Source organism: Sulfitobacter sp. 1A10359, from assembly GCF_043558145.1.
In the GTDB taxonomy this organism is placed as follows: domain Bacteria; phylum Pseudomonadota; class Alphaproteobacteria; order Rhodobacterales; family Rhodobacteraceae; genus Sulfitobacter; species Sulfitobacter faviae.
Map to the genome: position 1 here is coordinate 239,300 of NZ_JBIFGB010000001.1, position 21,877 is coordinate 261,176.

General features: G+C 62.3%; 21 protein-coding genes. 9 read left to right on the forward strand and 12 right to left on the reverse strand.

The annotated features are described in order from the left end of the window. Positions 1–8 precede the first annotated feature (8 nt). The 7 genes from pstA to ACGYK2_RS01210 form a co-directional block, all read right to left on the reverse strand. On the reverse strand, positions 9–1,364 hold the full coding sequence (pstA, locus tag ACGYK2_RS01180; RefSeq protein ID WP_271687279.1) for a phosphate ABC transporter permease PstA: 1,356 nt from the start codon (positions 1,362–1,364) through the stop codon (positions 9–11). Next, positions 1,361–2,857 (reverse strand): phosphate ABC transporter permease subunit PstC, encoded by a 1,497-nt coding sequence (gene pstC / locus ACGYK2_RS01185; RefSeq protein WP_394374185.1) that lies wholly within the window; start codon positions 2,855–2,857, stop codon positions 1,361–1,363. The genes pstA and pstC overlap by 4 nt, the downstream gene beginning before the upstream one ends. Before the next feature lie 70 nt (positions 2,858–2,927). Further along, positions 2,928–3,968: a substrate-binding domain-containing protein gene (locus ACGYK2_RS01190; RefSeq protein ID WP_271687278.1), complete on the reverse strand. Its 1,041-nt coding sequence runs from the start codon at positions 3,966–3,968 to the stop codon at positions 2,928–2,930. 138 nt (positions 3,969–4,106) lie between these two features. Then, on the reverse strand, positions 4,107–5,159 hold the full coding sequence (locus tag ACGYK2_RS01195; protein WP_271689969.1) for an ATP-binding protein: 1,053 nt from the start codon (positions 5,157–5,159) through the stop codon (positions 4,107–4,109). 1 nt (position 5,160) lies between these two features. Next, positions 5,161–5,682 carry a gamma carbonic anhydrase family protein gene (locus tag ACGYK2_RS01200; protein ID WP_271687277.1) on the reverse strand — a complete coding sequence of 174 codons (522 nt, stop codon included), beginning with the start codon at positions 5,680–5,682 and terminating at the stop codon, positions 5,161–5,163. Next, complete coding sequence (gmk, locus tag ACGYK2_RS01205) at positions 5,679–6,326, reverse strand: guanylate kinase (protein ID WP_276154400.1); 648 nt, start codon at positions 6,324–6,326, stop codon at positions 5,679–5,681. The genes ACGYK2_RS01200 and gmk overlap by 4 nt, the downstream gene beginning before the upstream one ends. Before the next feature lie 3 nt (positions 6,327–6,329). Further along, on the reverse strand, positions 6,330–7,220 hold the full coding sequence (locus tag ACGYK2_RS01210) for a YicC/YloC family endoribonuclease (protein ID WP_271687276.1): 891 nt from the start codon (positions 7,218–7,220) through the stop codon (positions 6,330–6,332). Positions 7,221–7,501: 281 nt separating this feature from the next. Here ACGYK2_RS01210 and ACGYK2_RS01215 point away from each other — a divergent pair, with 281 nt between their 5' ends. Beyond that, on the forward strand, positions 7,502–8,161 hold the full coding sequence (locus ACGYK2_RS01215; RefSeq protein WP_271687275.1) for a PAS domain-containing protein: 660 nt from the start codon (positions 7,502–7,504) through the stop codon (positions 8,159–8,161). A gap of 88 nt (positions 8,162–8,249) precedes the next feature. On the opposite strand, the gene ACGYK2_RS01220 is transcribed toward ACGYK2_RS01215, so the two are convergent. Further along, positions 8,250–9,620, reverse strand: coding sequence for a class II 3-deoxy-7-phosphoheptulonate synthase (locus ACGYK2_RS01220; RefSeq protein ID WP_271687274.1), 1,371 nt, complete (start codon positions 9,618–9,620; stop codon positions 8,250–8,252). A 191-nt stretch (positions 9,621–9,811) separates the two neighbouring features. Here ACGYK2_RS01220 and ACGYK2_RS01225 point away from each other — a divergent pair, with 191 nt between their 5' ends. Then, a complete protein-coding gene (locus ACGYK2_RS01225; protein WP_271687273.1) occupies positions 9,812–10,816 on the forward strand; it encodes a GlxA family transcriptional regulator in 1,005 nt (334 codons plus the stop codon). 3 nt (positions 10,817–10,819) lie between these two features. Here ACGYK2_RS01225 and ACGYK2_RS01230 read toward each other — a convergent pair whose 3' ends face one another. After that, positions 10,820–11,917 carry a PQQ-dependent sugar dehydrogenase gene (locus ACGYK2_RS01230; protein ID WP_271687272.1) on the reverse strand — a complete coding sequence of 366 codons (1,098 nt, stop codon included), beginning with the start codon at positions 11,915–11,917 and terminating at the stop codon, positions 10,820–10,822. A 186-nt stretch (positions 11,918–12,103) separates the two neighbouring features. Here ACGYK2_RS01230 and ACGYK2_RS01235 point away from each other — a divergent pair, with 186 nt between their 5' ends. The 6 genes from ACGYK2_RS01235 to ACGYK2_RS01260 all read left to right on the forward strand — a co-directional run bounded on the left by ACGYK2_RS01235 (position 12,104) and on the right by ACGYK2_RS01260 (position 17,600). Continuing rightward, positions 12,104–13,288: an ABC transporter substrate-binding protein gene (locus ACGYK2_RS01235; protein ID WP_271687271.1), complete on the forward strand. Its 1,185-nt coding sequence runs from the start codon at positions 12,104–12,106 to the stop codon at positions 13,286–13,288. Positions 13,289–13,435: 147 nt separating this feature from the next. Next, the gene (locus tag ACGYK2_RS01240; RefSeq protein WP_271687270.1) at positions 13,436–13,597 is read left to right on the forward strand and encodes a hypothetical protein; all 162 of its coding nucleotides are present in this window, start codon (positions 13,436–13,438) and stop codon (positions 13,595–13,597) included. A gap of 88 nt (positions 13,598–13,685) precedes the next feature. Beyond that, complete coding sequence (locus tag ACGYK2_RS01245) at positions 13,686–14,468, forward strand: ABC transporter ATP-binding protein (protein ID WP_067266791.1); 783 nt, start codon at positions 13,686–13,688, stop codon at positions 14,466–14,468. Further along, entirely contained in the window at positions 14,465–15,286 is an 822-nt protein-coding gene (locus ACGYK2_RS01250; protein ID WP_271687269.1) for an ABC transporter ATP-binding protein, read from the forward strand. Before ACGYK2_RS01245 ends, ACGYK2_RS01250 begins: the two co-directional genes overlap by 4 nt. Before the next feature lie 2 nt (positions 15,287–15,288). Next, positions 15,289–16,299 carry a branched-chain amino acid ABC transporter permease gene (locus ACGYK2_RS01255; protein ID WP_271687268.1) on the forward strand — a complete coding sequence of 337 codons (1,011 nt, stop codon included), beginning with the start codon at positions 15,289–15,291 and terminating at the stop codon, positions 16,297–16,299. Next, entirely contained in the window at positions 16,296–17,600 is a 1,305-nt protein-coding gene (locus ACGYK2_RS01260; protein WP_271687267.1) for a branched-chain amino acid ABC transporter permease, read from the forward strand. The genes ACGYK2_RS01255 and ACGYK2_RS01260 overlap by 4 nt, the downstream gene beginning before the upstream one ends. Before the next feature lie 74 nt (positions 17,601–17,674). Here the strand turns inward: ACGYK2_RS01260 and ACGYK2_RS01265 are convergent, their stop codons facing one another. Next, complete coding sequence (locus ACGYK2_RS01265; RefSeq protein WP_271687266.1) at positions 17,675–19,213, reverse strand: helicase HerA-like domain-containing protein; 1,539 nt, start codon at positions 19,211–19,213, stop codon at positions 17,675–17,677. 467 nt (positions 19,214–19,680) lie between these two features. Between ACGYK2_RS01265 and ACGYK2_RS01270 the strand changes: the two genes are divergently transcribed. Beyond that, a complete protein-coding gene (locus ACGYK2_RS01270; protein ID WP_271687265.1) occupies positions 19,681–20,331 on the forward strand; it encodes an invasion associated locus B family protein in 651 nt (216 codons plus the stop codon). Between the two features lie 69 nt (positions 20,332–20,400). On the opposite strand, the gene ACGYK2_RS01275 is transcribed toward ACGYK2_RS01270, so the two are convergent. After that, positions 20,401–21,609, reverse strand: coding sequence for a beta-ketoacyl synthase (locus tag ACGYK2_RS01275; protein ID WP_271687264.1), 1,209 nt, complete (start codon positions 21,607–21,609; stop codon positions 20,401–20,403). A 3-nt stretch (positions 21,610–21,612) separates the two neighbouring features. Continuing rightward, a complete protein-coding gene (locus tag ACGYK2_RS01280; RefSeq protein ID WP_209217782.1) occupies positions 21,613–21,870 on the reverse strand; it encodes an acyl carrier protein in 258 nt (85 codons plus the stop codon). Between the last annotated feature and the right edge of the window lie 7 nt (positions 21,871–21,877).

Genomic DNA, 21,877 nt, shown 5'->3' on the forward strand with positions numbered 1-21,877 from the left:
TCCTTGGTTTACCAGCGACGCTCAAAGCGGCGGCGCAGCAGCACGGCGATGGCATTCATCGTGATCAGGAACACCAGCAAGATGATGATACCGCCCCAAGCACGTTCGTAGAAGGCCGGGTCGGCGCGTTTGGCCCATTCATAGATCTGGGCCGGCATGGCGGAGTTCGGGGCCATCAGCCCTTCGGCGATGCTGTCGGGCGGGTTGGAGGCGATGAAGCCCACCATGCCGATAAGCAGCAAAGGTGCCGTTTCGCCAAGGGCTTGGGCAAGCCCGATGATCGTCCCCGTCAGGATGCCCGGTGCGGCGAGGGGCAGCACATGGTGGAACACCGATTGCATTTTCGAGGCCCCTACCCCAAGCGCCGCGTCGCGGATCGAGGGCGGCACCGATTTGAGCGAGGCGCGGGTCGAGATGATGATCGTCGGCAGGGTCATCAGCGTCAGCACCAGACCGCCCACCAGCGGAGCCGAGTTCGGCAGGTGCATGTAGTTGATGAACACCGCAAGGCCAAGGATACCAAAGACGATCGAGGGCACCGCGGCGAGGTTCGAGATGTTCACTTCGATGATGTCGGTGATCCAGTTCTTCGGCGCGAATTCTTCGAGGTAGATCGACGCGGCGACCCCGATGGGCAGCGCCAGCACCAGCACCACCAGCATCATCGCGAAAGAGCCGATCATCGACACCCCCATGCCCGCCGCTTCGGGCCGCGCGTCAGAGGCATCGGCGCCTGTGATAAAGTCGAGGTTGAACCGCTTTTCGATGCTGCCGTCGGCGATCAACGCATCGACCAGATCAAGCTGCTCGGCGCTGATGTTCTTGTCATTGGCGATGCTTTCGCGGGTCACGCGGCCCTTGAGGTAGCCATCGACACGGCTGTTGGTCAGGAACTCGAACTCGGCATTCGTGCCGATCAGCTCCGGGTTGGCCAAGACGTAGTTGCGCAATTGAGCGGCGGCGTCTTTCGACAGGATATCTGCCATCGCCTTGGGCTTGAGATCGGTCTCAACCTCGCCCGCTTCGACCTTGTTTTCAAAGGCAGCTTTTAGCAGCGGCGAATATCCGAAGGTCGAGACCTTCTTGATGTCTTCCAAATCGCGGTTGCCGTTCTTGTCGAGCTTGTCTTCCAGCAGCGGCACGGAAAGCGTCACATAGGTCTGCTGAAACGCGCCGGTCCCGCGGGAGATGATGGTGAAGAGCAGCGTCAGCAGCATCAAGAGGCCGATCACGATGGCAATGATGCCATAGAGCTTGAAACGGCCCTCGGAAGCGTTGCGGCGTTTGGTGCGCCCGTCTTGTACCAGCAGGGACGCACCGCGCGGGTCTGCGATGGGGGCTGCGGGGTTGGGGATATCGCTCATTCGTACTGCTCCCGGTATTTGCGCACGATGTAGAGGGCCAGCACGTTCAGGCCCAAGGTCAGGACGAAGAGGGTCAGGCCAAGCGCAAAGGCGACCAGCGTCTCGGGGCTGGCGAAATCGCTGTCCCCCGTCAACTGGCTGACGATGCGGGTGGTGATGGTGGTCATGGCTTCCAACGGATTTGCCGAGATGCGGGCGATGGCCCCTGCCCCCAGCACCACGATCATCGTCTCACCGATGGCGCGGCTGGCGGCGAGCAAGACGGCGCCGACGATGCCCGGCAGCGCCGCAGGCATGACCACTTGGCGGATCGTCTCGGACTGGGTCGCGCCCAAGCCGAAAGAACCGTCGCGCAGCGACTGCGGCACCGCGTTGATGATGTCGTCCGACAGGGAGGAAACGAAGGGGATCAACATGATGCCCATGACCAGCCCGGCGGTCAGGACCGAGGTCGCCCCCGACATCCAATCGACGCCCAGAAGCCCTTCTTCCCCGCGCCCGAAGACTTGGACGAGGAATGGCCCCACCGTCAGCAGCGCGAAAAGGCCGTAAACGATTGTCGGGATGCCTGCGAGGATTTCGAGCAGCGGCTTGGCCGTGGCGCGCACCTTGGGGCCTGCATATTCGCTCAGGTAAATCGCGGCGAAAAGCCCGATGGGCACGGCCACCAGCAGCGCGATGAGCGAGATATATAGCGTCCCCCAAAGCAGCGGCAGGATCGACAGGTCACTGTCGCCGCGGAAGTTCGGTGCCCAGGAAGAGCCGAAGAAGAAGTCGGTCCAAGGATGCAGGTTGAAGAAATTGATCGTCTCGAACAGCATCGACAACACAATGCCGACGGTGGTCAGGATCGCCAAAGAGGCCGCGAGGATCAGCAGCGCCTTCACGCCCCCTTCGACCCGGTTGCGGGCGCGGAAGGTGGCATTGGTTTCGCGGTAGACCATGGCCAGCCCGGCCAAGGCGATCAGCGCCACGATGATGTTGCGCCAGAAATTGCCCGTCGCCGTCATCTCGCGGTAAGCCTGCGCGGCTTGCAGCACCTCGGGGCTAATCTCGGCCCCCAAGGCAACGCCCTGTTCGCCCAGCCATGCGCGCAGGTCATCGGCAGCGGAAAGATCGGTCGCATCTGCCGCGCTGAGCGCGCCGGAGGAGACGGCCGCGTCCAGCCCATCGGCCAGACGGCGCACATCGCTCATGATCAGATTGACGGAGGAGCCTTCGGGCACAGCCTCGGCGGGGATCATATCAACCACCGAAGATTGCACCAGCATCGGCTGAACCAGCAGCCAGATGCCCAAAACCAAAAGCGCGGGCACCGCCACGCTCATCACCGCATTGTAGCCGTAGTAGCTTGGCAGCGAATGCAGCTTGCGGCTGTCACCTTGGGCAGAGGCCAAAGCCCGACGCCGCGCAAGGAAATACCCGCCCAGTGCCAGTGCCGCGATCAGGATGACCAGCGGCAGCACCGCGCCTGATGTCAGTATTTGTCCCACATGTCCCCCGGTGGATCAAAAAGCGAAAAACCGGGGGCAGTCACCCGCCCCCGGCGATAACGGTTAAGGCTTAGGAGCCGCTGCCCATCACGGTTTCATCGGCAACCACGGACTGGGTGTCGGCCAGTTCAGGGTCGGAGACCAGACCGTATTCGGCCAGCGGGCCGTCGGGGCCGGCAACTTCGTCGGCGACGAAGAATTCAGCGTATTCCTTCAGGCCGGGGATCACGCCGATGTGGGCTTTCTTGACGTAGAAGAACAGCGGGCGCGACACGGGGTAGTCACCCGAGGCGATGCTCTCGGTGGTTGGCTCGACGCCGCCCATGGTCGCAACCTGCAGCTTGTCGGTGTTGTTCTCGTAGAAGGCCAGACCGAAGACGCCGATGCCGTCTTGGTTGCTCTCGATGCGCGCCAGCGTCTCGGTGTAGTCGCCGTCGATGTCCACGGACTTGCCGTCGGTGCGCAGGCTGATGCACTCTTTCTCGGCGGCTTTCTTGTCGCCATCCGCGGCTTCGAGGAAGGCTTCGTAATCACCGGTCTCTTCGCAGCCTGCGAGGATCACCTTGTCTTCAAACACTTCGCGCGTGCCGTGCTTGGTGCCGGGGATGAAGGCTTGGATCGGCTGGGCGGGGAAGTCGGGGTTGACCTGATCCCATGTGGTATAGGGGTTCTCGGTCACTTCGCCATCTACGACAACTTTGGCGGAGAGGGCTTTGTACCAATCGACCGGCGTGAACTCGAAGGTCTCGCCATTGATGTCGGAGGCGAAGACGATGCCGTCATAGCCGATGCGCACTTCGATGATGTCGGTCACGCCGTTCTCGGCACAGGCCGCTACTTCGGCGTCCTTGATCTGGCGCGAGGCATTGGCCACGTCGATGGTGTTCTCGCCCACGCCTTCGCAGAAACGCTTGAGGCCAGCCGAGGAGCCGCCCGATTCCACGACCGGTGTCGGGAAGTCAAAGTTTTCGCCAAAGGCTTCGGCGACGATGGAGGCATAGGGCAGCACGGTCGAGGAACCGGCAACCTGTACTTGGTCACGCGCGGCAGCAGCGGTTGCAGATACGGCGGCAATCGCCAGGGCGGAAGTGGTGAGTTTTGCGAGTGACATGATATCTCCTGTCAGATGCGAATTGGTGACCACCCCATGGTGATCTGCGCCCCGTCTATGAAGGCGGTGCTGTGCTTTTGTGACAGCAACGTTACAGTTTCATGACAGTCGGCCTGAATCACCAAATTTCTGCAAAAATCAGTCAGAACCCGGTTTCATCGGCAGAATCACGCGGAATTCGGCCCCTTCGCCGGGGGTGCTGGTGATCTTGAGCCGCCCGCGGTGACGATTCATGATGTGTTTGACGATGGCCAGACCCAGTCCCGTTCCGCCAAGCGCACGGCTGCGGTGGCTGTCGACCCGGTAGAACCGTTCGGTCAGCCGCGGCAGATGGATGGCGTCGATGCCGGGGCCGTGGTCCCGTACGCTGACATGGACCGCCGGGCCGCGCATCGCGGGATCATGGCCCGTGCGTTTAAGAGAAATCTCGACCCGGTTGTCGCGCCCGCCGTATTTGATCGCGTTCTCGATGAGGTTCGTGAAGACCTGCACCAACTGATCCGCATCGCCTAGCACGAGGGCGGGCACATCCCCCAAGGTCGGTGCCAGTGTCACATTGCTGTCGACCGCCAGCGGCGCGAGGTTGCGCAGGGTGCCGCGTAGCACGTCGCGCACATCGATCGGCGCTTCGGGGCGCACGCGCTCTTCGGCCTCGACCCGGCTGAGGGACAAAAGCTCTCCCACCAGCCGATTCATCCGCTCGGCCTCTTGCGCCATAATCCCCAGAAACCGCTCGCGCGCCGCCGTGTCATCGCGCGCCGGACCTTGCAGCGTCTCAATGAAGCCGATCAGCGCGGTGAGCGGGGTGCGCAACTCGTGGCTCACATTGGCCACGAAATCGCGGCGCATCTGGCCTGCCTGCGCCATCTCCGTCACGTCGTTAAAACTAAGCAGGACAATCCCGTGGTCGCCCACCGGGCGCAGGCTTACGTCGTAGGTGGTGCCATGTTCGCCGCCGGTGCTGGTAAAGCGCGCTTGGCACGGCCCCGCACCCGCGAGACAGCGCTCGACCGCTTCGACCAGCCCCGGCTGGCGCAGCGCGGTGACGAAATGGCGGCCCAGCAGCCCCTTGCCCAGCAGATCTTCGGCGGGCGCGTTCAGAACGGTGATCCGCTCTTCGGCATTGATGGCCACGCTTGGCAGCGGCAGCGCCTCCACCACATCGGAAAGGGTTACGGCGGTGCTGCCCATGTCAGAGCGGTTCAAGATCGCGGCGGAAGCGCGCGGCGTTCTCGGCATAGTGTTTGGCGCTCGCGGTCAACTGTTGGATCGCCTGCGCGTCAAGCTCACGGACCACTTTGCCCGGCACACCCATGACGAGCGACCCATCGGGGATCACCTTGTTCTCTGTGATCAGCGCCCCTGCCCCGATGAGGCAGTTCTTGCCGATCTTCGCCCCGTTCAGCACCGTGGCCCCCATGCCGATCAGGCTGTTGTCGCCGATGGTGCAGCCGTGCAGCATGACCTTATGACCGATGGTGCAATCCTCGCCCACGGTCAGCGGATAGCTCATATCAGTGTGGAAAACGCAGTTCTCTTGCACATTGCTGCCGCGGCCCACGGTGATCATCTCATTATCGCCGCGCAGGGTGCTGCCGAACCAGACCGAGGCCTCGGGCCCAAGCGTCACCTTGCCGATGACATTGGCATCAGGCGCGACCCATGCTTCGGGGGCGACTTCGGGGCGCGCATCGGCGAGGGCGTAGAGGGTCATTTCAATTCCTCGAATTCGGATTGCAGACGGCGAACGTGATCCTTGATGGCGGGCTGTTGGCTCAGCCGCAGCCGGGCGGCGGTGATGATGGATTTCAGCCGCGCCTCGGTCTGGTCGAGATCGTCGTTCACCAGCACGAAGTCGTAGCCGTCCCAATGGCTGATCTCATCCCAGCTTTTGCCCATGCGCTTGGCAATCGTCTCGGCATCGTCTTGGCCCCGGCTTTCCAAACGGCGCTTCAACTCGGTGATCGAGGGCGGCAGCAGGAAGATCGACAGCGTGTGTGTGTTCAGGTCGGAGTTGCGGATCTGCTGTGCGCCCTGCCAGTCGATGTCGAAAAGGATGTCCTGCCCCTCGTCAATCGCTGCCTGCACGGGGGCCTTGGGGGATCCGTAGAAGTTGCCGAAAACATGGGCGTGTTCCAGCATTTCGCCCTCAGCCACGGCCTGCCGGAACTCCTCTTCGCCGACAAAGCGGTAATCCTTGCCGTCCTCTTCGCCCGGGCGGGGGGCGCGGGTGGTGGCCGAGACCGAGAAGTTGATCGTCGGATCCCATGCGCGCATGGCGCGGGCCATGGTCGATTTGCCCGCCCCGGAGGGGGAACTGAGGATGATCAGAAGGCCGCGTCGGCTTGGGTTTGTCACGTCTTACTCCACATTTTGCACTTGCTCGCGCATTTGGTCGATCACCGCCTTCAGGGCCAGACCGACAGTCGTCAATTCGGTGCTCTGCGCCTTGGAGCAGAGCGTGTTGGCTTCGCGGTTGAACTCCTGCATCAGGAAATCCAGCTTGCGCCCCACCGGCCCGCCTTGCCCGATCAGCGCACGCGCGGCGGCGACATGGGCGGCAAGGCGGTCGATCTCTTCGGTGACATCGGCCTTGACCGCGATCAAGGCCAGCTCCTGCGCCACCCGGTCTGCATCCGCGCCCTCGCTGTTGTCGAGCACGCGCGCAAGGTTGCGGCGCAACTGGGCAGCGGTCTCTTCCTTCCGGGCCTCGGCCAAAGCGGCGGCTTCGGCAGCGCGGTTTTCGACCTCGGTCAACTGCTCTTGCAATACACCGGCCAGCGCCGCGCCTTCCTGCGCGCGCATTTCGTTAAAATCACGCAGCAGGGTCGGCACTTCCGCCAGCAAAGCGGCGCGCAGTGCGTCGATGTCCTGTGCCTGATCGGCCTGTTCCAACACACCGCGCATGGAAAGAATGTCGCTCGCCCGCGAGGGCGCCAGCGATACACCGGCATCCATCGCACGGGCCTCAATCTCATGCAGGGCGGTCAGCAGTGTGTCGACATGCGCCTCGTTGATCTGCAAGCTGCCGTCACTCTCAGCCGAGGAGATGCGCAGGTTGCAGGTGATATTGCCCCGCGCCACCTCCGCCGAAATTTGCTTGCGCAAGGCGGCCTCAAGCCCCTCGACCCAATCGGGCACGCGCAGCCGCAGATCGAGCCCTTTGCCATTGACCGCGCGCAGCTCCCAAGACCAGCTCCAACCCTCCAAAGCGCCGGAGGCAGAGGCGAAACCTGTCATGGACCTGATCATCGGCGCGTTCCTTGCAAGGGCGGTCATGTCCTGCCTTACGGCGAAACCCCCGCGAGGGGCAAGCCCCCGCCCCCTCGGCCCGGCGGATCCCTTGGCTCACGCGTTAACCACTTCAGCGAAAGCGTAACGAAATCCTTAACCGCCTGCGGTATTAATGATTTGGTAATCATTTCGGCCGCATTGTGCCGCTGTCGTTTCAAAAACGGCTGCTGTATTGGCCAAGACCTTATGGGTGAGTTTCAATGGGCAATACAGGCCACACCGCGCAGAATGTTGTCGCCATGTCAGATCATCGGACGCATGTTGGCTATGGCCCGCTCGCGCAGGTCGAAGCCTATTGGGAGGCCCTGCGCGGCAACAGGTTGATGCCGCGGCGGTCGGATATCGACCCGCGCGGGATCGAGCAGGCATTGGAATATGCCTTTATCCTCGAACGTGTCGCGGTAGGTGTCGGCCGGTTGCGGATCGCAGGCGGCCACCTGCGCGACCTCATGGGGATGGAGGTGCGCGGCATGCCGATCACCGCCTTTTTCGGAACGCAGTCACGCCCCCGCGTCAGCGAAGCGCTGGAAGAAGTGTTTCAGATGCCCGGCCAGATCACGCTGCACTTGGGCGCGGCGGCGAGCTATGGGCGGCCTGCCTTGACGGGGCGGATGCTGCTCTTGCCGCTGAAAAGCGATCTGGGCGATGTCAGTCGGGTGCTGGGCTGTCTCGTCGTGCTGGGGGAGATCGGCCAAACCCCGCGGCGCTTCGATCTGGCGCAGGCCACGCGGCATAGCGCCTTTGGCGGGGTGGCCAAACCTGTGCGCCATGCCGATCCCCTGCAGCAGCCGCTTTTGCCACGCGAAACCGGATTCGCAGAGCCGAAAGCAAGCTTCACCGCCGCCCCATCGGGTGACATCCCGCCCTATCTGCGTCTGGTGAAGTCAGAGCAAGAATAGCCCGTCCGCCGCCCTCGGAACGCGAAAACGCCGCCCCGGAAAACGGGACGGCGTTTCTTTCGTCAAATACAAGTGCAGGTCGAGGATGTTACCCCGCCGCCCGCGCCGTCTGTGCCACGCGGCGGTTCGACAGTTCCTCGGCCACGAGGAAGGCCAGTTCCAGCGACTGGCTGGCGTTGAGCCGTGGGTCGCAGGCCGTGTGGTAACGGTCCGACAGGTCTTCGTCGCTGACCGCCCGCACACCGCCGGTGCATTCGGTCACGTCTTGGCCGGTCATCTCGAAATGCACACCGCCGGGGACGGAGCCTTCGGCGTTATGCACGGCAAAGAACTCATGCACTTCGCGCAGCACGGAATCGAAGGGCCGGGTCTTGTAGCCCGTCGAGGATTTGATCGTGTTGCCGTGCATCGCGTCACAGGTCCAGACAACATTAGCGCCCTCTTCCTGAACGGTCTTGATCAGACGCGGCAAGTGATCGCCCACCTGCCCCGCACCAAAGCGCGAGATCAGGGTGAGACGGCCCTCTTCATTCTCGGGGTTCAACTTAGCCATCAACTGTTTGAGGTCATCGCTGGTCATCGAGGGACCACACTTCAGGCCAATCGGGTTTTGCACGCCGCTGGCAAACTCCACATGCGCCCCGTCGGGCTGCCGCGTGCGGTCACCGATCCAGATCATGTGACCCGAGCCTGCAAGCCACTTGCCGGTCTGGCTGTCACGGCGGCAAAGCGCCTCTTCATACTCCAGCAGCAGCGCCTCGTGGCTGGTGTAGAATTCCACCGATTGCAGCGTATGCGCGGTTTCGGCGGTCACCCCAGCGGCCGCCATGAAATCAAGCGTGTCGGAGATGCGGTTGGCGATCTCGCGGTATTTCTCGGCCTTTTCGTCATCGGTGAAGCCCAGCGTCCAGCCGTGGACCTGATGCACATCGGCATAGCCCCCGGTTGAGAAGGCGCGCAGCAGGTTCAACGTGGCGGCGGCCTGCGTATAGGCGCGCAGCATCTTTTGCGGGTCGGGGATACGCGCCGCTTCGTTGAAGGCCAGATCGTTGATGATATCGCCGCGGTAGCTGGGCAGTTCCACGCCATCCACCACTTCGGTCGGGGCCGAGCGCGGCTTGGCGAATTGACCGGCCATGCGGCCCAGTTTGATCACCGGCACCTTGGCCCCATGGGTCAGCACGATGGCCATCTGCAACATCACCTTGAAGGTGTCGCGAATGGCGTCCGAGCTGAACTGCTCAAAGCTTTCGGCGCAATCACCGCCCTGCAATAGAAAGGCTTCGCCACGGCCTGCGGCGGCCAGATGTTTCTTCAATCGGCGTGCTTCGCCCGCAAAAACGAGGACCGGATAGCGTGCCAGCTGTGCCTCAACCGCTTCCAATGCGGCTTGGTCAGGGTAATCGGGCATCTGGACGCGCGGTTTGCTGCGCCAGCTCGAGGTGCTCCAGTCTGTCATCTTTCTACTCCGCTCCACAGCGCCGAGTGTCGGCACTTCGTGATCTTTCTCTATACAAAGGCGCGGGGAAAGTGACCAGAACCGAAATGCGCCCTATTGACGTGGCGTGAGGCCCGTGGGCAATGTTTCCGGCAAGTTCTGACGGCCATGGCACATGTCGGCAGAGACGACCTGAATAGAAAGACGCCGTGATGTCCCAACCGCGCCCGGCCACCCGCATGCCCCCCCAGACCGACAAGCCGCGGCGCTTCGTCTTTGTGTTGTTGGAGAATTTTACCCTTCTGAGCTTTGCCTCGGCGGTGGAATGCCTGCGGATCACCAACCGCATGCTCGAACGCGAGGTCTATGAATGGCAGGTCGTGGGCGAAAGCGGTGAGACCTGTGTAAGCTCATCCGGCGCGGTGTTCGCACTGGACGGCGGGCTTGAGGAGTTGGGCCGCGACGATACCATCATGATCTGCGGCGGCATCGGCGTGCAGGCCGCGACCACGAAAAAGCTGCTGGCATGGCTGCGCCGCGAGGCGCGCAAGGGGCTGGTTGTCGGCGGGCTGTGCACCGCGGCGCATACGCTGGCCAAGGCGGGGCTGCTCGACGGCAAACGCGCGACGATCCACTGGGAGAATCAGGACAGTTTCGGCGAGGAATTCGAAGAGGTTATTCTGACGAAATCGGTCTTCGTGGTCGACGGCAACCGGCTGACCACGGCGGGCGGCACGTCTTCTTTGGACATGATGCTGAAACTCATCGCCGATGACCACGGTGAGGAGACTGCCAATGCCGTGGCGGATCAGCTCATTTATTCCTCGATCCGCACCGACCAAGACACGCAGCGCCTGTCGGTGCCCACGCGAATCGGCGTGCGCCATCCGAAGCTTTCCCAAGTAATTCAGCAGATGGAGCGCAACATCGAAGAGCCGATCAGCCCCTCCATCCTCGCCCGTGACGTGGGCATGTCGACCCGCCAGCTAGAGCGTCTGTTTCGGCGCTACCTGAACCGCAGCCCAAAACGTTACTATATGGAATTGCGGCTGCAAAAGGCGCGCAACCTGTTGATGCAGACGGATATGAGCGTGATCAACGTGGCGCTGGCCTGCGGCTTTGCCTCGCCCTCGCATTTCTCGAAATGCTACCGGGCGCATTACCAGACCACGCCTTATCGTGAGCGCGGCAGCCAATCCACCCGGCAGCCCGCCTGAGCGTCAAGGCGTGATCCGGTAGACGGTGCCGTTGACCTCTGAGATGAACCAGATCCCACCCTCGGGCCCTTCGACGACATCGCGCACGCGGGCGGTCTCGGCGGTCTTGATCTGCGCCACCTCTTCCAGCGGCGTGCCGCTCAGCCGGGCGATATAGTCGAACTTGAGCGAGCCGACGAAGATGTCACCTTCCCATTCAGGGAAAAGCGCGCCGGAGTAGACCATCAGCCCCGCAGGCGCGATGGACGGGTCCCAGTAGAATTCGGGCTGCGCCATCCCCTCTTTCGCCGTGCCCTCGCCGATCTTCGCGCCGGAATAATGCTCACCGTAGGAAATCACGGGCCAGCCGTAATTCGTGCCTTTGGTGATGCGGTTCACCTCATCCCCGCCCTTGGCCCCGTGTTCCGACACCCAAAGCCGCCCATCCAGATCCAGCCCCGCCCCTTGCGGGTTGCGATGGCCGTAGGACCAGATTTCAGGCAGCACGTCGGGCGTGTCGACAAAGGGGTTGTCATCGGGGACCGAGCCGTCGCGGTTCACACGGATGATGCTGCCGTTATGGGTGCTGCGGTCCTGCGCCGCCGGACGATCGCCGCGTTCGCCGATGGTCACCAGCAGCGTGCCATCCGGCGCTTCGACCACGCGCGAGCCGAAGTGCTGGCCGCCGCTGCTGCCCGGCTTCATGGCGAAAAGCTCGGTTAGGTTTTCAAGACTGCGGGTATCCTCTGACAGATGCGCGCTGGCCAAAGCGGTCCCCGCGCCGCCGCCCTCTTGGGGTTTGGCATAGGTCAGGAACAGCAGGTGGCTTTGCGCGAAATCCCCGGCCAAGGTGATGTCCAACAGACCGCCCTGCCCGATCACGGCCACCTCCGGTAGGCCCGAGACCTCATGCCGTGTGTTGTCTTTTTGGTAGATCAAACGCCCGGCCTTCTCTGTCACCAACAGACCGCCACCCGGCAAGGGGGCAACGCCCCACGGGGCTTCGAGATCCTCGGCCATGGGGGTGATCGTGAGACCGCTCTGCGCTGTGGCGAAGCCCGCGGCGCAGAGGCTGCCGAGGCTGATGAAGGCGGCGGTGGCGAGGTGTTTTGCGCGGGTCATGGGCAGGCTCCTTTGGGCATGGGGGCTTGGTTCAAGACATAGCCAGCCCACCGCCCATTTCCACCATCGTTCCCGGTCCACGCGAAAACCTGCCCGCGAAAAACACTTTATAAATCGCCTTTTCTTTTTCGAAACCACGACCTAACGTTCGATCAGAACGAGAGTTCAACTAAGGGAGAGTACCAAATGAAAAAAATTCTGATGGCCACAACGGCCGTTGCCCTGCTCGCCACTGGCGCGCATGCTGAAGACACCAAGATCGGCATTCTGCTGGGCTTCACCGGCCCGCTGGAATCGCTGGCCAATGACATGGCCGCAGGCGCCGAACTGGCGATTTCCGAGGTTAACGAGAGCGGCCTGTTCCTCGACGGCGCCACCGTTTCGTCCGAGCGTGGCGACACCGGCTGCATCGATGCCGGCCTTGCTGTGGCATCGGCTGAGCGTCTGATCACCTCCGACCGTGTGAGCGGCATCGTGGGCGGCATGTGCTCGGGTGAAACCACCGCCTCGCTGCAAAACGTCGCCATTCCGAACGGCATCGTGATGATCTCGCCCTCCGCGACATCGCCCGCCCTGTCGACGGTCGAAGACAACGGTCTGTTCTTCCGCACATCGCCGTCGGACGCACGTCAGGGTCAGGTCATGGCCGACATCCTGAACGACCGTGGCATCAAGGAAGTCGCCGTCACCTATACCAACAACGACTATGGTAAAGGTTTGGCCGACAGCTTTGAGACCGCTTACAAAGAATCCGGCGGCACCGTGACCATCAACACCTCGCATGAAGACGGCAAAGCGGACTACTCCGCCGAAGTCGGCGCGCTGGCCTCTGCCGGTGGTGAGGTTCTGGTCGTGGCAGGCTATGTCGACCAAGGTGGCGCGGGCATCGTGAATGGTGCGCTGGACGCCGGTGCATTCGACGTCTTCATGTTCCCCGACGGCATGGTCTCCGACACGCTGGAAGAGAAATTCGCCGAGATTGCGGATGGCTCCTTTGGTCAGAACCCGAGTGCTGCTGGCGAAGGCCCCGACAACTACAAGAAGATGGGCAAAGAAGCCGGTTTCGAGCCGACCAACGCCTTCTCGCCTGAATCCTACGACGCGGCGGCGCTGATGCTGCTGGCGATGCAGGCCGCAGGCTCCAACGATCCGGCGGCGTACAAGGAAAAGGTGATGGAAGTCGCCAACGCACCGGGTGAGAAAATCCTGCCGGGTGAATTGGGCAAAGCGCTTCAGATCATCAAAGACGGCGGCGACGTGGACTATGTCGGTGCTTCGGCGGTCGAATTGATCGGACCGGGCGAGAGCGCGGGCAACTACCGCGAGATCGAGATGAAGGACGGCAAGATGGTCACGGTCGGCTACCGCTGATCCGCGCCACCATCTAACCGCTAAGAGAGGCCCGGTCGCAGTGCGATCGGGCCTTTTGCTTAGGAAATCGGCTTTTCTTCCGGGGATGCAGCCAGTACAAATCCCCTATTGAGGACGTGGAAAACACGTCCCGTCTGGGAGGACAGGATGAAAAAGCAACGTATGGCCGTCTCGGTCAGGGCTTTGGGCCAGTATTTTGCTGAACGCGATTTCGGCAATACGGCGCAATCTGCCTCTGACAAGGCAGCGCAGGGCTTTCTTCAGATCAGGATCGCAGCGGTCCCTTCCAAGAATCTCAGCTCATTGTAAACAGGTATGGCGGCGCGCATCTGCCTGCGCGGCCCATATGACGACCAATAAAAACCAGCCACAAGGTGGCGGACACGGGGATGGACATATGATCGTCGTAGACGACGTACACAAACACTTCGGCGGGTTTCACGCCGTCGACGGGGCGAGCCTGTCGATCGAGAAAGGATCGATCACCGGTTTGATCGGCCCAAATGGCGCGGGGAAAACCACGCTGTTCAACGTAATTGCCGGCGTGCTTCAGCCCACCTCGGGCCGCGTCACCATGGACGGGGAGGACATCACCGGCCTGCCCCCGCATGAGCTGTTCCACAAGGGGCTTCTGCGCACTTTCCAGATCGCGCATGAGTTTTCTTCGATGTCCTGTCGCGAGAACCTGATGATGGTGCCGGGCAACCAGTCGGGCGAGACGCTGTGGAACACATGGTTCGGCACCAAGCGCATCGCCAATGAGGAACGCGCGCTGAAGGCCAAGGCCGACGAGGTGCTGGAGTTTCTGACCATCGAACATCTGGCCGAGCAGAAGGCGGGCCAGATCTCGGGCGGGCAGAAAAAGCTGCTGGAACTTGGCCGCACCATGATGGTCGACGCCAAGATCGTCTTTCTGGACGAGGTCGGCGCGGGCGTGAACCGCACGCTGCTAAACACCATCGGCGACGCGATCATTCGCCTCAACCAAGAGCGCAACTACACCTTCGTTGTGATCGAGCATGACATGGATTTCATTGGCCGCCTTTGCGACCCGGTGATCTGCATGGCCGAGGGCCACGTTCTGGCCGAAGGCACGCTGGATGAGATCAAGGCGAACGAACAGGTGATCGAGGCCTATCTCGGCACCGGGCTGAAGAACAAGGACAAGGTAGGCGCATGAGCAATGATCCCTACGGCGACCGCGGCAACAAAGATTGGTCGGTCGGCAACGCAAAGGGCCAAGGCAGTATCATGCCCAAGGCCAGCGGCAAAACCCACCCCGCCCCCGGCGGCCCCTTCCTGATCGGTGACGGCATGACGGCGGGCTACGGCAACGGCCCCGACATCCTGCATGATTGCACCATCGCGGTGGACCGCGGCGAGATCGCGGTGATCGTTGGCCCCAACGGGGCGGGCAAATCCACCGGCATGAAGGCGGTTTTCGGCATGCTCGATATGCGCAAGGGCCATGTGCGGCTGGATGGTGAAGACATCACCGAACTCAGCCCGCAGGACCGTGTGGCCAAGGGCATGGGTTTCGTGCCCCAGACCTCGAACATCTTCACCTCCATGTCGGTCGAAGAGAACCTTGAGATGGGCGCTTTCATCCGCCGCGATGACTTTCGCGATACGATGGCGCAGGTCTATGACCTTTTCCCGATCCTCAAGGAAAAGCGCCATCAGGCGGCGGGCGAGCTTTCTGGCGGGCAACGCCAGCAGGTGGCCGTGGGCCGCGCGCTGATGACCCAGCCCAAGGTGCTGATGCTGGATGAGCCGACGGCGGGTGTCTCGCCCATCGTCATGGACGAGCTTTTCGACCGCATCATCGAGGTCGCCCGCACCGGCATCCCGATCCTGATGGTCGAACAAAACGCCCGGCAGGCGCTTGAGATCGCGGACAAAGGCTATGTGCTTGTGCAGGGGGCGAATGCCTTTACCGGCACCGGCAAAGAGCTTTTGGCCGATCCTGAAGTCCGCAAATCGTTTCTGGGGGGCTGAACATGGATCTGCTCAACGCTTTCATTGCACTTTCGAACTATGTGATCATACCGGGCATCGCCTATGGCTCGCAGCTGGCGCTCGGCGCGCTTGGCGTGACGCTGGTCTACGGCATCTTGCGGTTTTCCAACTTCGCCCATGGCGACACGATGGCCATGGGCACCATGGCGACGATCCTGATGACATGGCTGTTCCAGTCCATGGGTCTGAGCCTCGGCGTGCTGCCGACAGCGCTTCTGGCCCTGCCCTTCGGCATCGCCTTTACCATGCTTCTGGTGCTCGGCACCGACAAGGTGGTCTACAAGTTCTACCGCGAGCAAAAGGCCAAGCCGGTGATCCTTGTGATCGTGTCGCTCGGCGTGACCTTCATCTACAACGGCATCACCCGTTTCATCATCGGCGCGGACGACCAGAACTTCCTCGACGGCCAGCGCTTCATCATGTCGGCGCGGGATTTCAAGGAAATGACCGGCCTGCGCGAGGGTCTGGCCTTCAAGACCACCCAAGGCATCACCATCGTCACCGCGATCATTGTCGTGGCGCTGCTGTTTTGGTTCCTTAACAAGACGCGGGCGGGCAAATCCATGCGCGCCTATTCCGATAACGAGGATCTGGCGCTCTTGTCGGGCATCAACCCCGAGCGAGTGGTGATGATCACATGGATGATCGTGGCCGCCTTGGCGACCATCGCAGGCACGCTTTATGGCCTTGATAAGTCGTTCAAACCCTTCACCTATTTCCAGCTTCTGCTGCCGATCTTTGCGGCGGCCATCGTCGGCGGGCTCGGCTCTCCGGTGGGGGCCATCGCGGGCGGTTTCGTGATCGCCTTTAGCGAGGTCACGATCACCTACGCATGGAAGAAGGTGCTGGGCTATGTGATGCCCGAAGGTTTGCAGCCGGACGGCTTGGTGCAGCTCATGAGCACGGATTACAAATTTGCGGTCAGCTTCGTCATTCTTCTGATCGTTCTGCTGATCAAGCCCACCGGCCTGTTCAAGGGGAAATCGGTATGACCCAGACTGTGAAAAACACGATCCTTTTCGCGATCATCGCCTTGATGATCATCTACACCGGCTTTGCGCAAAGTTGGAACTCGGCTCTGCTGATCATCGCCATGGGTCTGATCTCTTCGATCATGGCGCTTGGGGTGAACCTGCAATGGGGCTTTGCGGGGCTGTTCAACGTGGGCGTCATGGGGTTTGTGGCGCTTGGCGGTCTGGCGGCTGTGCTGGTCTCCATGCCCCCGACCGAGGGCGCTTGGTCCACCGGTGGTTTCGCCATTCTGGGGGCGCTGGCGCTTGGGGCGGCTACCGTGGTGGCGGCGGTCATGCTGATGAAACGGATGGCGCCGGGCACGCTGCGCACGCTTTCGGTGATCGCGGTCTTGGTCATTGGTTTCTTCATCTTCCGTGCCCTGCTTGACCCCGCCGTTCAAGCGGTCGAGGCGATCAACCCCGCGCAGACCGGCTATCTCGGGGGTCTTGGCCTGCCGGTGCTGATCTCTTGGCCCGTGGGCGGCCTCTTTGCCGCTGGCGCGGCGTGGCTGATCGGCAAGACGGCCCTTGGCCTGCGGTCGGATTATCTGGCGATTGCGACGCTGGGGATTGCCGAGATCATCATCGCGGTCCTAAAGAACGAAGACTGGCTGAGCCGCGGCGTGAAGAATGTGATCGGTCTGCCCCGCCCTGTTCCTTATGAGATCGACCTGCAAAACAACCCCGCCTTCGTGGAGCGTGCGGCGGGCTTCGGCTTTGATCCCGTGGATGCCTCGACGCTCTGGGTCAAACTGCTCTATATCGCGCTTTTTGCCGCCGTTCTGATCGTCCTGTTGTGGATGAGCCAGCGTGCGCTGCACTCGCCATGGGGCCGGATGCTGCGTGCGATCCGTGACAACGAAGTCGCGGCCGAGGCCATGGGCAAGGACGTGACCGCGCGGCATTTGCAGGTCTTCATCCTCGGCTCCGCGATCTGCGGCATCGCGGGGGCGATGATGACGACGATGGACAGCCAGTTGACGCCCGGCACCTACCAGCCGCTGCGCTTTACCTTCCTCATTTGGGTGATGGTGATCGTTGGCGGGTCGGGCAACAACTTCGGCGCGATCCTTGGCGGCTTCCTGATCTGGTTCCTCTGGGTGCAGGTCGAGCCGATGGGCCTGTGGCTGATGAACCTGATCACGGCGGGCATGTCCGAAGGATCGGCGCTGAAGGCCCATCTGATCGAGAGCGCGGCGCATATGCGGCTTCTGACCATGGGCATCGTGCTGCTTCTGGTCCTGCGTTTCAGCCCGCGTGGGTTGATCCCCGAGCGGTAAATCCCGCTGAGCTTCACGATATAAAAAGGGGCGCGGTCGCAATACCGCGCCCCTTTTTCATCTCTCAGGCCGCTTCAACGCCCCTTGAACAATCCGCCCAAGATGCCGCGCACGATCCGGCGCCCGGTGGTGCCTTTCAGCTCTTTGATCACCGCGCTTGCGATGGCATCGCCGAAACCATCCGTCGCCTTGCGGCTTGACCGGCTGCCGCCGCTGCGTGCCCCGCCATAGCGGCGGGCCTTCTGGAACTCACGCGCGGCTGCGTCCTCGGCCTCTGCCGCGGCTTCGATCTTTTCCACCTCCTTGGCCGCCGCCTCCGCGCGGGCCTTCAGCATTTCATAGGCCGACTCGCGGTCCTGCACGGTCTCGTATTTCCCCGCCAGATCGGAGTCCGCCAGCACCGCCGCACGCTCCGCCACGGTGATCGGGCCGAGCCGCGAAGACGGGGGGCGGATCAAGGTACGCTCCACCACGCCCGGCACGCCCTTGCGTTGCAGCATGGAGGTCACGGCCTCCCCAACACCGACCTCGCGGATCGCCTCTTCGGTGTCGAAGCGCGGGTTCTCGCGGTAGGTCTCGGCGGCTTGGCGCAGTTCCTTACGATCCCGCGCGGTAAAGGCGCGTAGCGCGTGTTGGATACGGTTGCCAAGCTGGCCGAGGATATCGTCGGGCACATCGGCGGGGTTCTGGGTGACGAAATAAACCCCGACGCCTTTGGAGCGGATGAGCCGCGCCACCTGTTCCACCTTGTCGACCAGCGCCTTGGGCGCATCGTCGAACAGCAGATGCGCCTCGTCGAAGAAGAACACGAGCTTGGGTTTGTCGCGGTCGCCCACCTCGGGCAGTTCCTCGAACAGTTCGGACATGAGCCACAGCAGGAAAGTCGCATAAAGTTTGGGCGAGGCCATGAGCTTGTCAGCGGCGAGGATGTTGATCCGCCCGCGCCCTTCGGCGTCGCAGCGCATGAGGTCCGAGAGCGCCAGCGCCGGCTCGCCAAACAACTGCGCGCCGCCTTGGTTCTCCAGCACCAGCAGCCGCCGTTGAATGGTGCCGACGGAGGCGGTCGAGACATTGCCATAGCGCAGCGCCAATTCCTTCGCATTCTCGCCGACCCAGACCAGTAGGGATTGCAGGTCTTTCAGATCCAAAAGCGGCATCCCTTCCTCATCGGCCACGCGGAAGGCGATGTTCAGGATGCCCTCCTGCGCCTCGGACAGGCTGAGCAACTGCGCGATGAGCAGCGGCCCCATTTCGGAAACCGTGGTGCGGACGGGGTGGCCCTGCTCACCAAAGAGATCCCAAAAGGTGACCGGGAAGGATTGATAGCTATAGTCGTCAAAACCGATCTTGGCCGCGCGTTCGGTGAAAGCGCCGTGCAGTTTGGCGGCCTCGCTCCCCGCGACGGCAAGGCCGGACAGATCGCCCTTCACATCCGACAGGAACACCGGCACCCCTGCATTGGCAAAGCCCTCAGCAAGGATTTGCAGCGTCACCGTTTTGCCCGTGCCCGTCGCCCCTGCGATCAGCCCATGACGGTTGGCATAGCCAAGATCGAGGAATTGCTTTGTCGCATGGTCGGGACCGCCGCCGCCGATAAAGATGTCACTGCTCACGCTAGGGCCTTTCTGTCAATTTTAGCCATTCGTCCGTTCCACCAGAGCATACAAACTTAACCTTTGCGCGCCATAGTGAAGGCATCCCGCTCGCATGTCCTTTCGTCGGGCGGGTGTACTTCCTCCCTGTTAGACTTGGCCGCGCCTTCGGGTGCGGCCCTTTTTCTGACTGGGGCCGTGCTAAAACCCTGACAGATTGTCGCATTTTTCCTGTTGACCGGCATCACGCGCTTGCCTAACGTGGCATTAATAAGTCGGCCCAGTCCGACGGGGAGAAAGTACACGGAAAGGGGGCGCGCTGCGTCCCCTTTTGCATTTCTGGTCTTTAAGCCTCTGACATCGCGGGAAAACCGCGATTGCGGGGTCGGCATGAAATTGCCCGAACCTTGATCGAAATGCGGCCCTTGGCACTGACAATCCCGGGGCGGCGTGGTAAGGGGCGGTAACGCAACAAATGTGGATATGACATGAGCAAGTTTATGACCGCCCTGCCGCTTTGTGCAGCGCTTGCACTGACGGCCCCAATGACGGCTTTCGCCCAGACCGCCACGGAAGAAGACACCCCCCAGACCGAAGAGCAGCAGCCCCAGCCCGGCACCAGCGGCAATGCTTCGCAGATCGAAGAGCAGCTGAGCCTCGGTGAAGATGCGGACAAAGACCCCGATCTGGGCAAGCCCTACACCAAGAAAGAGATCGGTGCTTGGGAGATGCGCTGCATCAAGACCGAGGAAGAGGTCGACCCCTGCCAGATGTACCAACTCCTCGCCGATGGCGAAGGCGCGCCGGTTGCCGAAGTCTCGCTCTTCCGTCTTCCCGATGGTGGTCAGGCCAAGGCCGGTGCCACGGTTGTCGTCCCGCTTGAGACCGCCCTGCCCGCGCAGTTGACCCTGTCGGTCGACGGTGGCAAGGCCCGCCGCTACCCCTATGCCTTCTGCAACCCCGTGGGCTGCTATGTCCGCATGGGCCTGACCGATGCCGATATCGGTGCGTTCAAGCGTGGCAAAGAAGCGGTGCTGACCATCGTGCCCGCTCTGGCACCGGATCAGGAAGTGAAGCTGACCCTCTCGCTCGACGGGTTCACTGCCAGCTACGACGAAGTCTCGGTGATCGAGCAGTAAGACTGGATTTTACCGATTTGAATGCCGCGCCCGATCTCGGGGGCGGCATTTTTTATGGCCGCGCGTGGATCAGGCGCGGCGCAGCGCCAGCACGGCGTTCATCCCGCCAAAGGCGAAAGCATTGCTGAGCGCCACATCGACCTGTGCCTCGCGTGCCTCATTGGGCACGACGTCGAGCGCGCATTCCGGGTCGGGTTCCTCATAGCCAATGGTCGGCGCGATCACCCCGTCGCGCAGCGCCATGATACAGGCCAGCAGTTCAACCGCGCCGGTGCCGCCGATGACATGCCCGTGCATCGACTTGGTGGAAGAGATCATCAACCGGTCCGCATGGGAGCCAAAGACATCCGCCACCGCCGCACATTCGGTCTTGTCGTTCGCCGCCGTTCCAGTCCCATGAGCATTGATATAGCCGACCTCTTCGCGGCTGATCCCCGCATCGGCCAGCGCCCCTTCCATCGCCCGCGCGGCCCCGGCTTTGGAGGGCATCACGATGTCGCTGGCATCCGAGGTCATGGCGAACCCCGCGACTTCGCAGAGGATCTCGGCTCCCCTCGCGCACGCGTGTTCATAGTCTTCAAAGACAAAGACACCCGCGCCCTCGCCCTGCACCATTCCGTTGCGATTGGCCGAGAACGGGCGGCAGGCATCGCGGCTCATCACGCGCAGCCCTTCCCAAGCCTTCACCCCGCCGAAGCAAAGCATGGATTCGGATCCGCCCGTCACCATCACAGGGCTCATGCCGGAGCGGACTATGGCAAAGGCCTGTGCCATGGCGTGGTTCGACGAAGCACAGGCGGTGGAGACCGTGAAGGACGGCCCGCGCAGGTTCCATTCCATGCTGACATGGCTGGCCGCGGCGTTGTTCATCAGCTTGGGCACCACAAAGGGATGCACCCGATTTTTGCCCTCTTCGTAAACCGCGCGGTAATTGTCGTCCCATGTCGAGACACCGCCCCCCGCCGTGCCCAGCACCACCCCGGCGCGGGCGGCCAAGTCATCGGTGAAGGTCAGGCCCGATTGCTCGATCGCCTCGCGGGCGGCGGTGAGGGTGAATTGCGTGAACCGATCATAAAGCGCGATTTGCTGGCGGTTGTAGCGGCCCTCGGCCTCGAACCCGCGCACCTGACCGCCGATGCGGATGGCCAGCCGCTCCACATCGCGGAACTCCAGCGGACCGATGCCACATTTGCCCTCGCGCATGGCCGCCAGCGTCTCGGGCACCGACAGGCCCAGAGCGTTGATCGTGCCCGCGCCGGTGATGACAACGCGCCGCATCGCTTAGCTCTGTTCGGCTTGCAGCCGTTCCACCCCGGCGACGATGCTGCGCACGGTCGAGATGTCGAAATCGCTTTCGCTGGGGCTGTTGGCGTTGAAAGGCACGTTGATGTCGAATGTCTCTTCAATCGCGAAGATGCATTCCACAACCCCCATGCTGTCGATCCCGAGGTCTTCAAGCGTGCTGTCGAGCGTGACATCCTCCGGCTCTATCATGGCCTGTTCGGCGAGGATGGTAATGACCTGATCCTGAGTGCTCATGCGGCGT

Bases quoted from the DNA above. Each gene is read 5' to 3' on its own strand.
- ACGYK2_RS01210 (WP_271687276.1), bottom strand. From the start codon at position 7,220: ATGATCAGGTCCATGACAGGTTTCGCCTCTGCCTCCGGCGCTTTGGAG.
- ACGYK2_RS01260 (WP_271687267.1), top strand. From the start codon at position 16,296: ATGACCCAGACTGTGAAAAACACGATCCTTTTCGCGATCATCGCCTTG.
- ACGYK2_RS01230 (WP_271687272.1), bottom strand. From the start codon at position 11,917: ATGACCCGCGCAAAACACCTCGCCACCGCCGCCTTCATCAGCCTCGGC.
- ACGYK2_RS01220 (WP_271687274.1), bottom strand. From the start codon at position 9,620: ATGACAGACTGGAGCACCTCGAGCTGGCGCAGCAAACCGCGCGTCCAG.
- ACGYK2_RS01270 (WP_271687265.1), top strand. From the start codon at position 19,681: ATGAGCAAGTTTATGACCGCCCTGCCGCTTTGTGCAGCGCTTGCACTG.
- ACGYK2_RS01195 (WP_271689969.1), bottom strand. From the start codon at position 5,159: ATGGGCAGCACCGCCGTAACCCTTTCCGATGTGGTGGAGGCGCTGCCG.
- ACGYK2_RS01215 (WP_271687275.1), top strand. From the start codon at position 7,502: ATGTCAGATCATCGGACGCATGTTGGCTATGGCCCGCTCGCGCAGGTC.
- ACGYK2_RS01200 (WP_271687277.1), bottom strand. From the start codon at position 5,682: ATGACCCTCTACGCCCTCGCCGATGCGCGCCCCGAAGTCGCCCCCGAA.
- ACGYK2_RS01245 (WP_067266791.1), top strand. From the start codon at position 13,686: ATGATCGTCGTAGACGACGTACACAAACACTTCGGCGGGTTTCACGCC.
- ACGYK2_RS01250 (WP_271687269.1), top strand. From the start codon at position 14,465: ATGAGCAATGATCCCTACGGCGACCGCGGCAACAAAGATTGGTCGGTC.
- ACGYK2_RS01235 (WP_271687271.1), top strand. From the start codon at position 12,104: ATGAAAAAAATTCTGATGGCCACAACGGCCGTTGCCCTGCTCGCCACT.
- ACGYK2_RS01190 (WP_271687278.1), bottom strand. From the start codon at position 3,968: ATGTCACTCGCAAAACTCACCACTTCCGCCCTGGCGATTGCCGCCGTA.
- ACGYK2_RS01225 (WP_271687273.1), top strand. From the start codon at position 9,812: ATGTCCCAACCGCGCCCGGCCACCCGCATGCCCCCCCAGACCGACAAG.
- ACGYK2_RS01240 (WP_271687270.1), top strand. From the start codon at position 13,436: ATGAAAAAGCAACGTATGGCCGTCTCGGTCAGGGCTTTGGGCCAGTAT.
- ACGYK2_RS01255 (WP_271687268.1), top strand. From the start codon at position 15,289: ATGGATCTGCTCAACGCTTTCATTGCACTTTCGAACTATGTGATCATA.
- pstA (WP_271687279.1), bottom strand. From the start codon at position 1,364: ATGAGCGATATCCCCAACCCCGCAGCCCCCATCGCAGACCCGCGCGGT.
- ACGYK2_RS01275 (WP_271687264.1), bottom strand. From the start codon at position 21,609: ATGCGGCGCGTTGTCATCACCGGCGCGGGCACGATCAACGCTCTGGGC.
- ACGYK2_RS01280 (WP_209217782.1), bottom strand. From the start codon at position 21,870: ATGAGCACTCAGGATCAGGTCATTACCATCCTCGCCGAACAGGCCATG.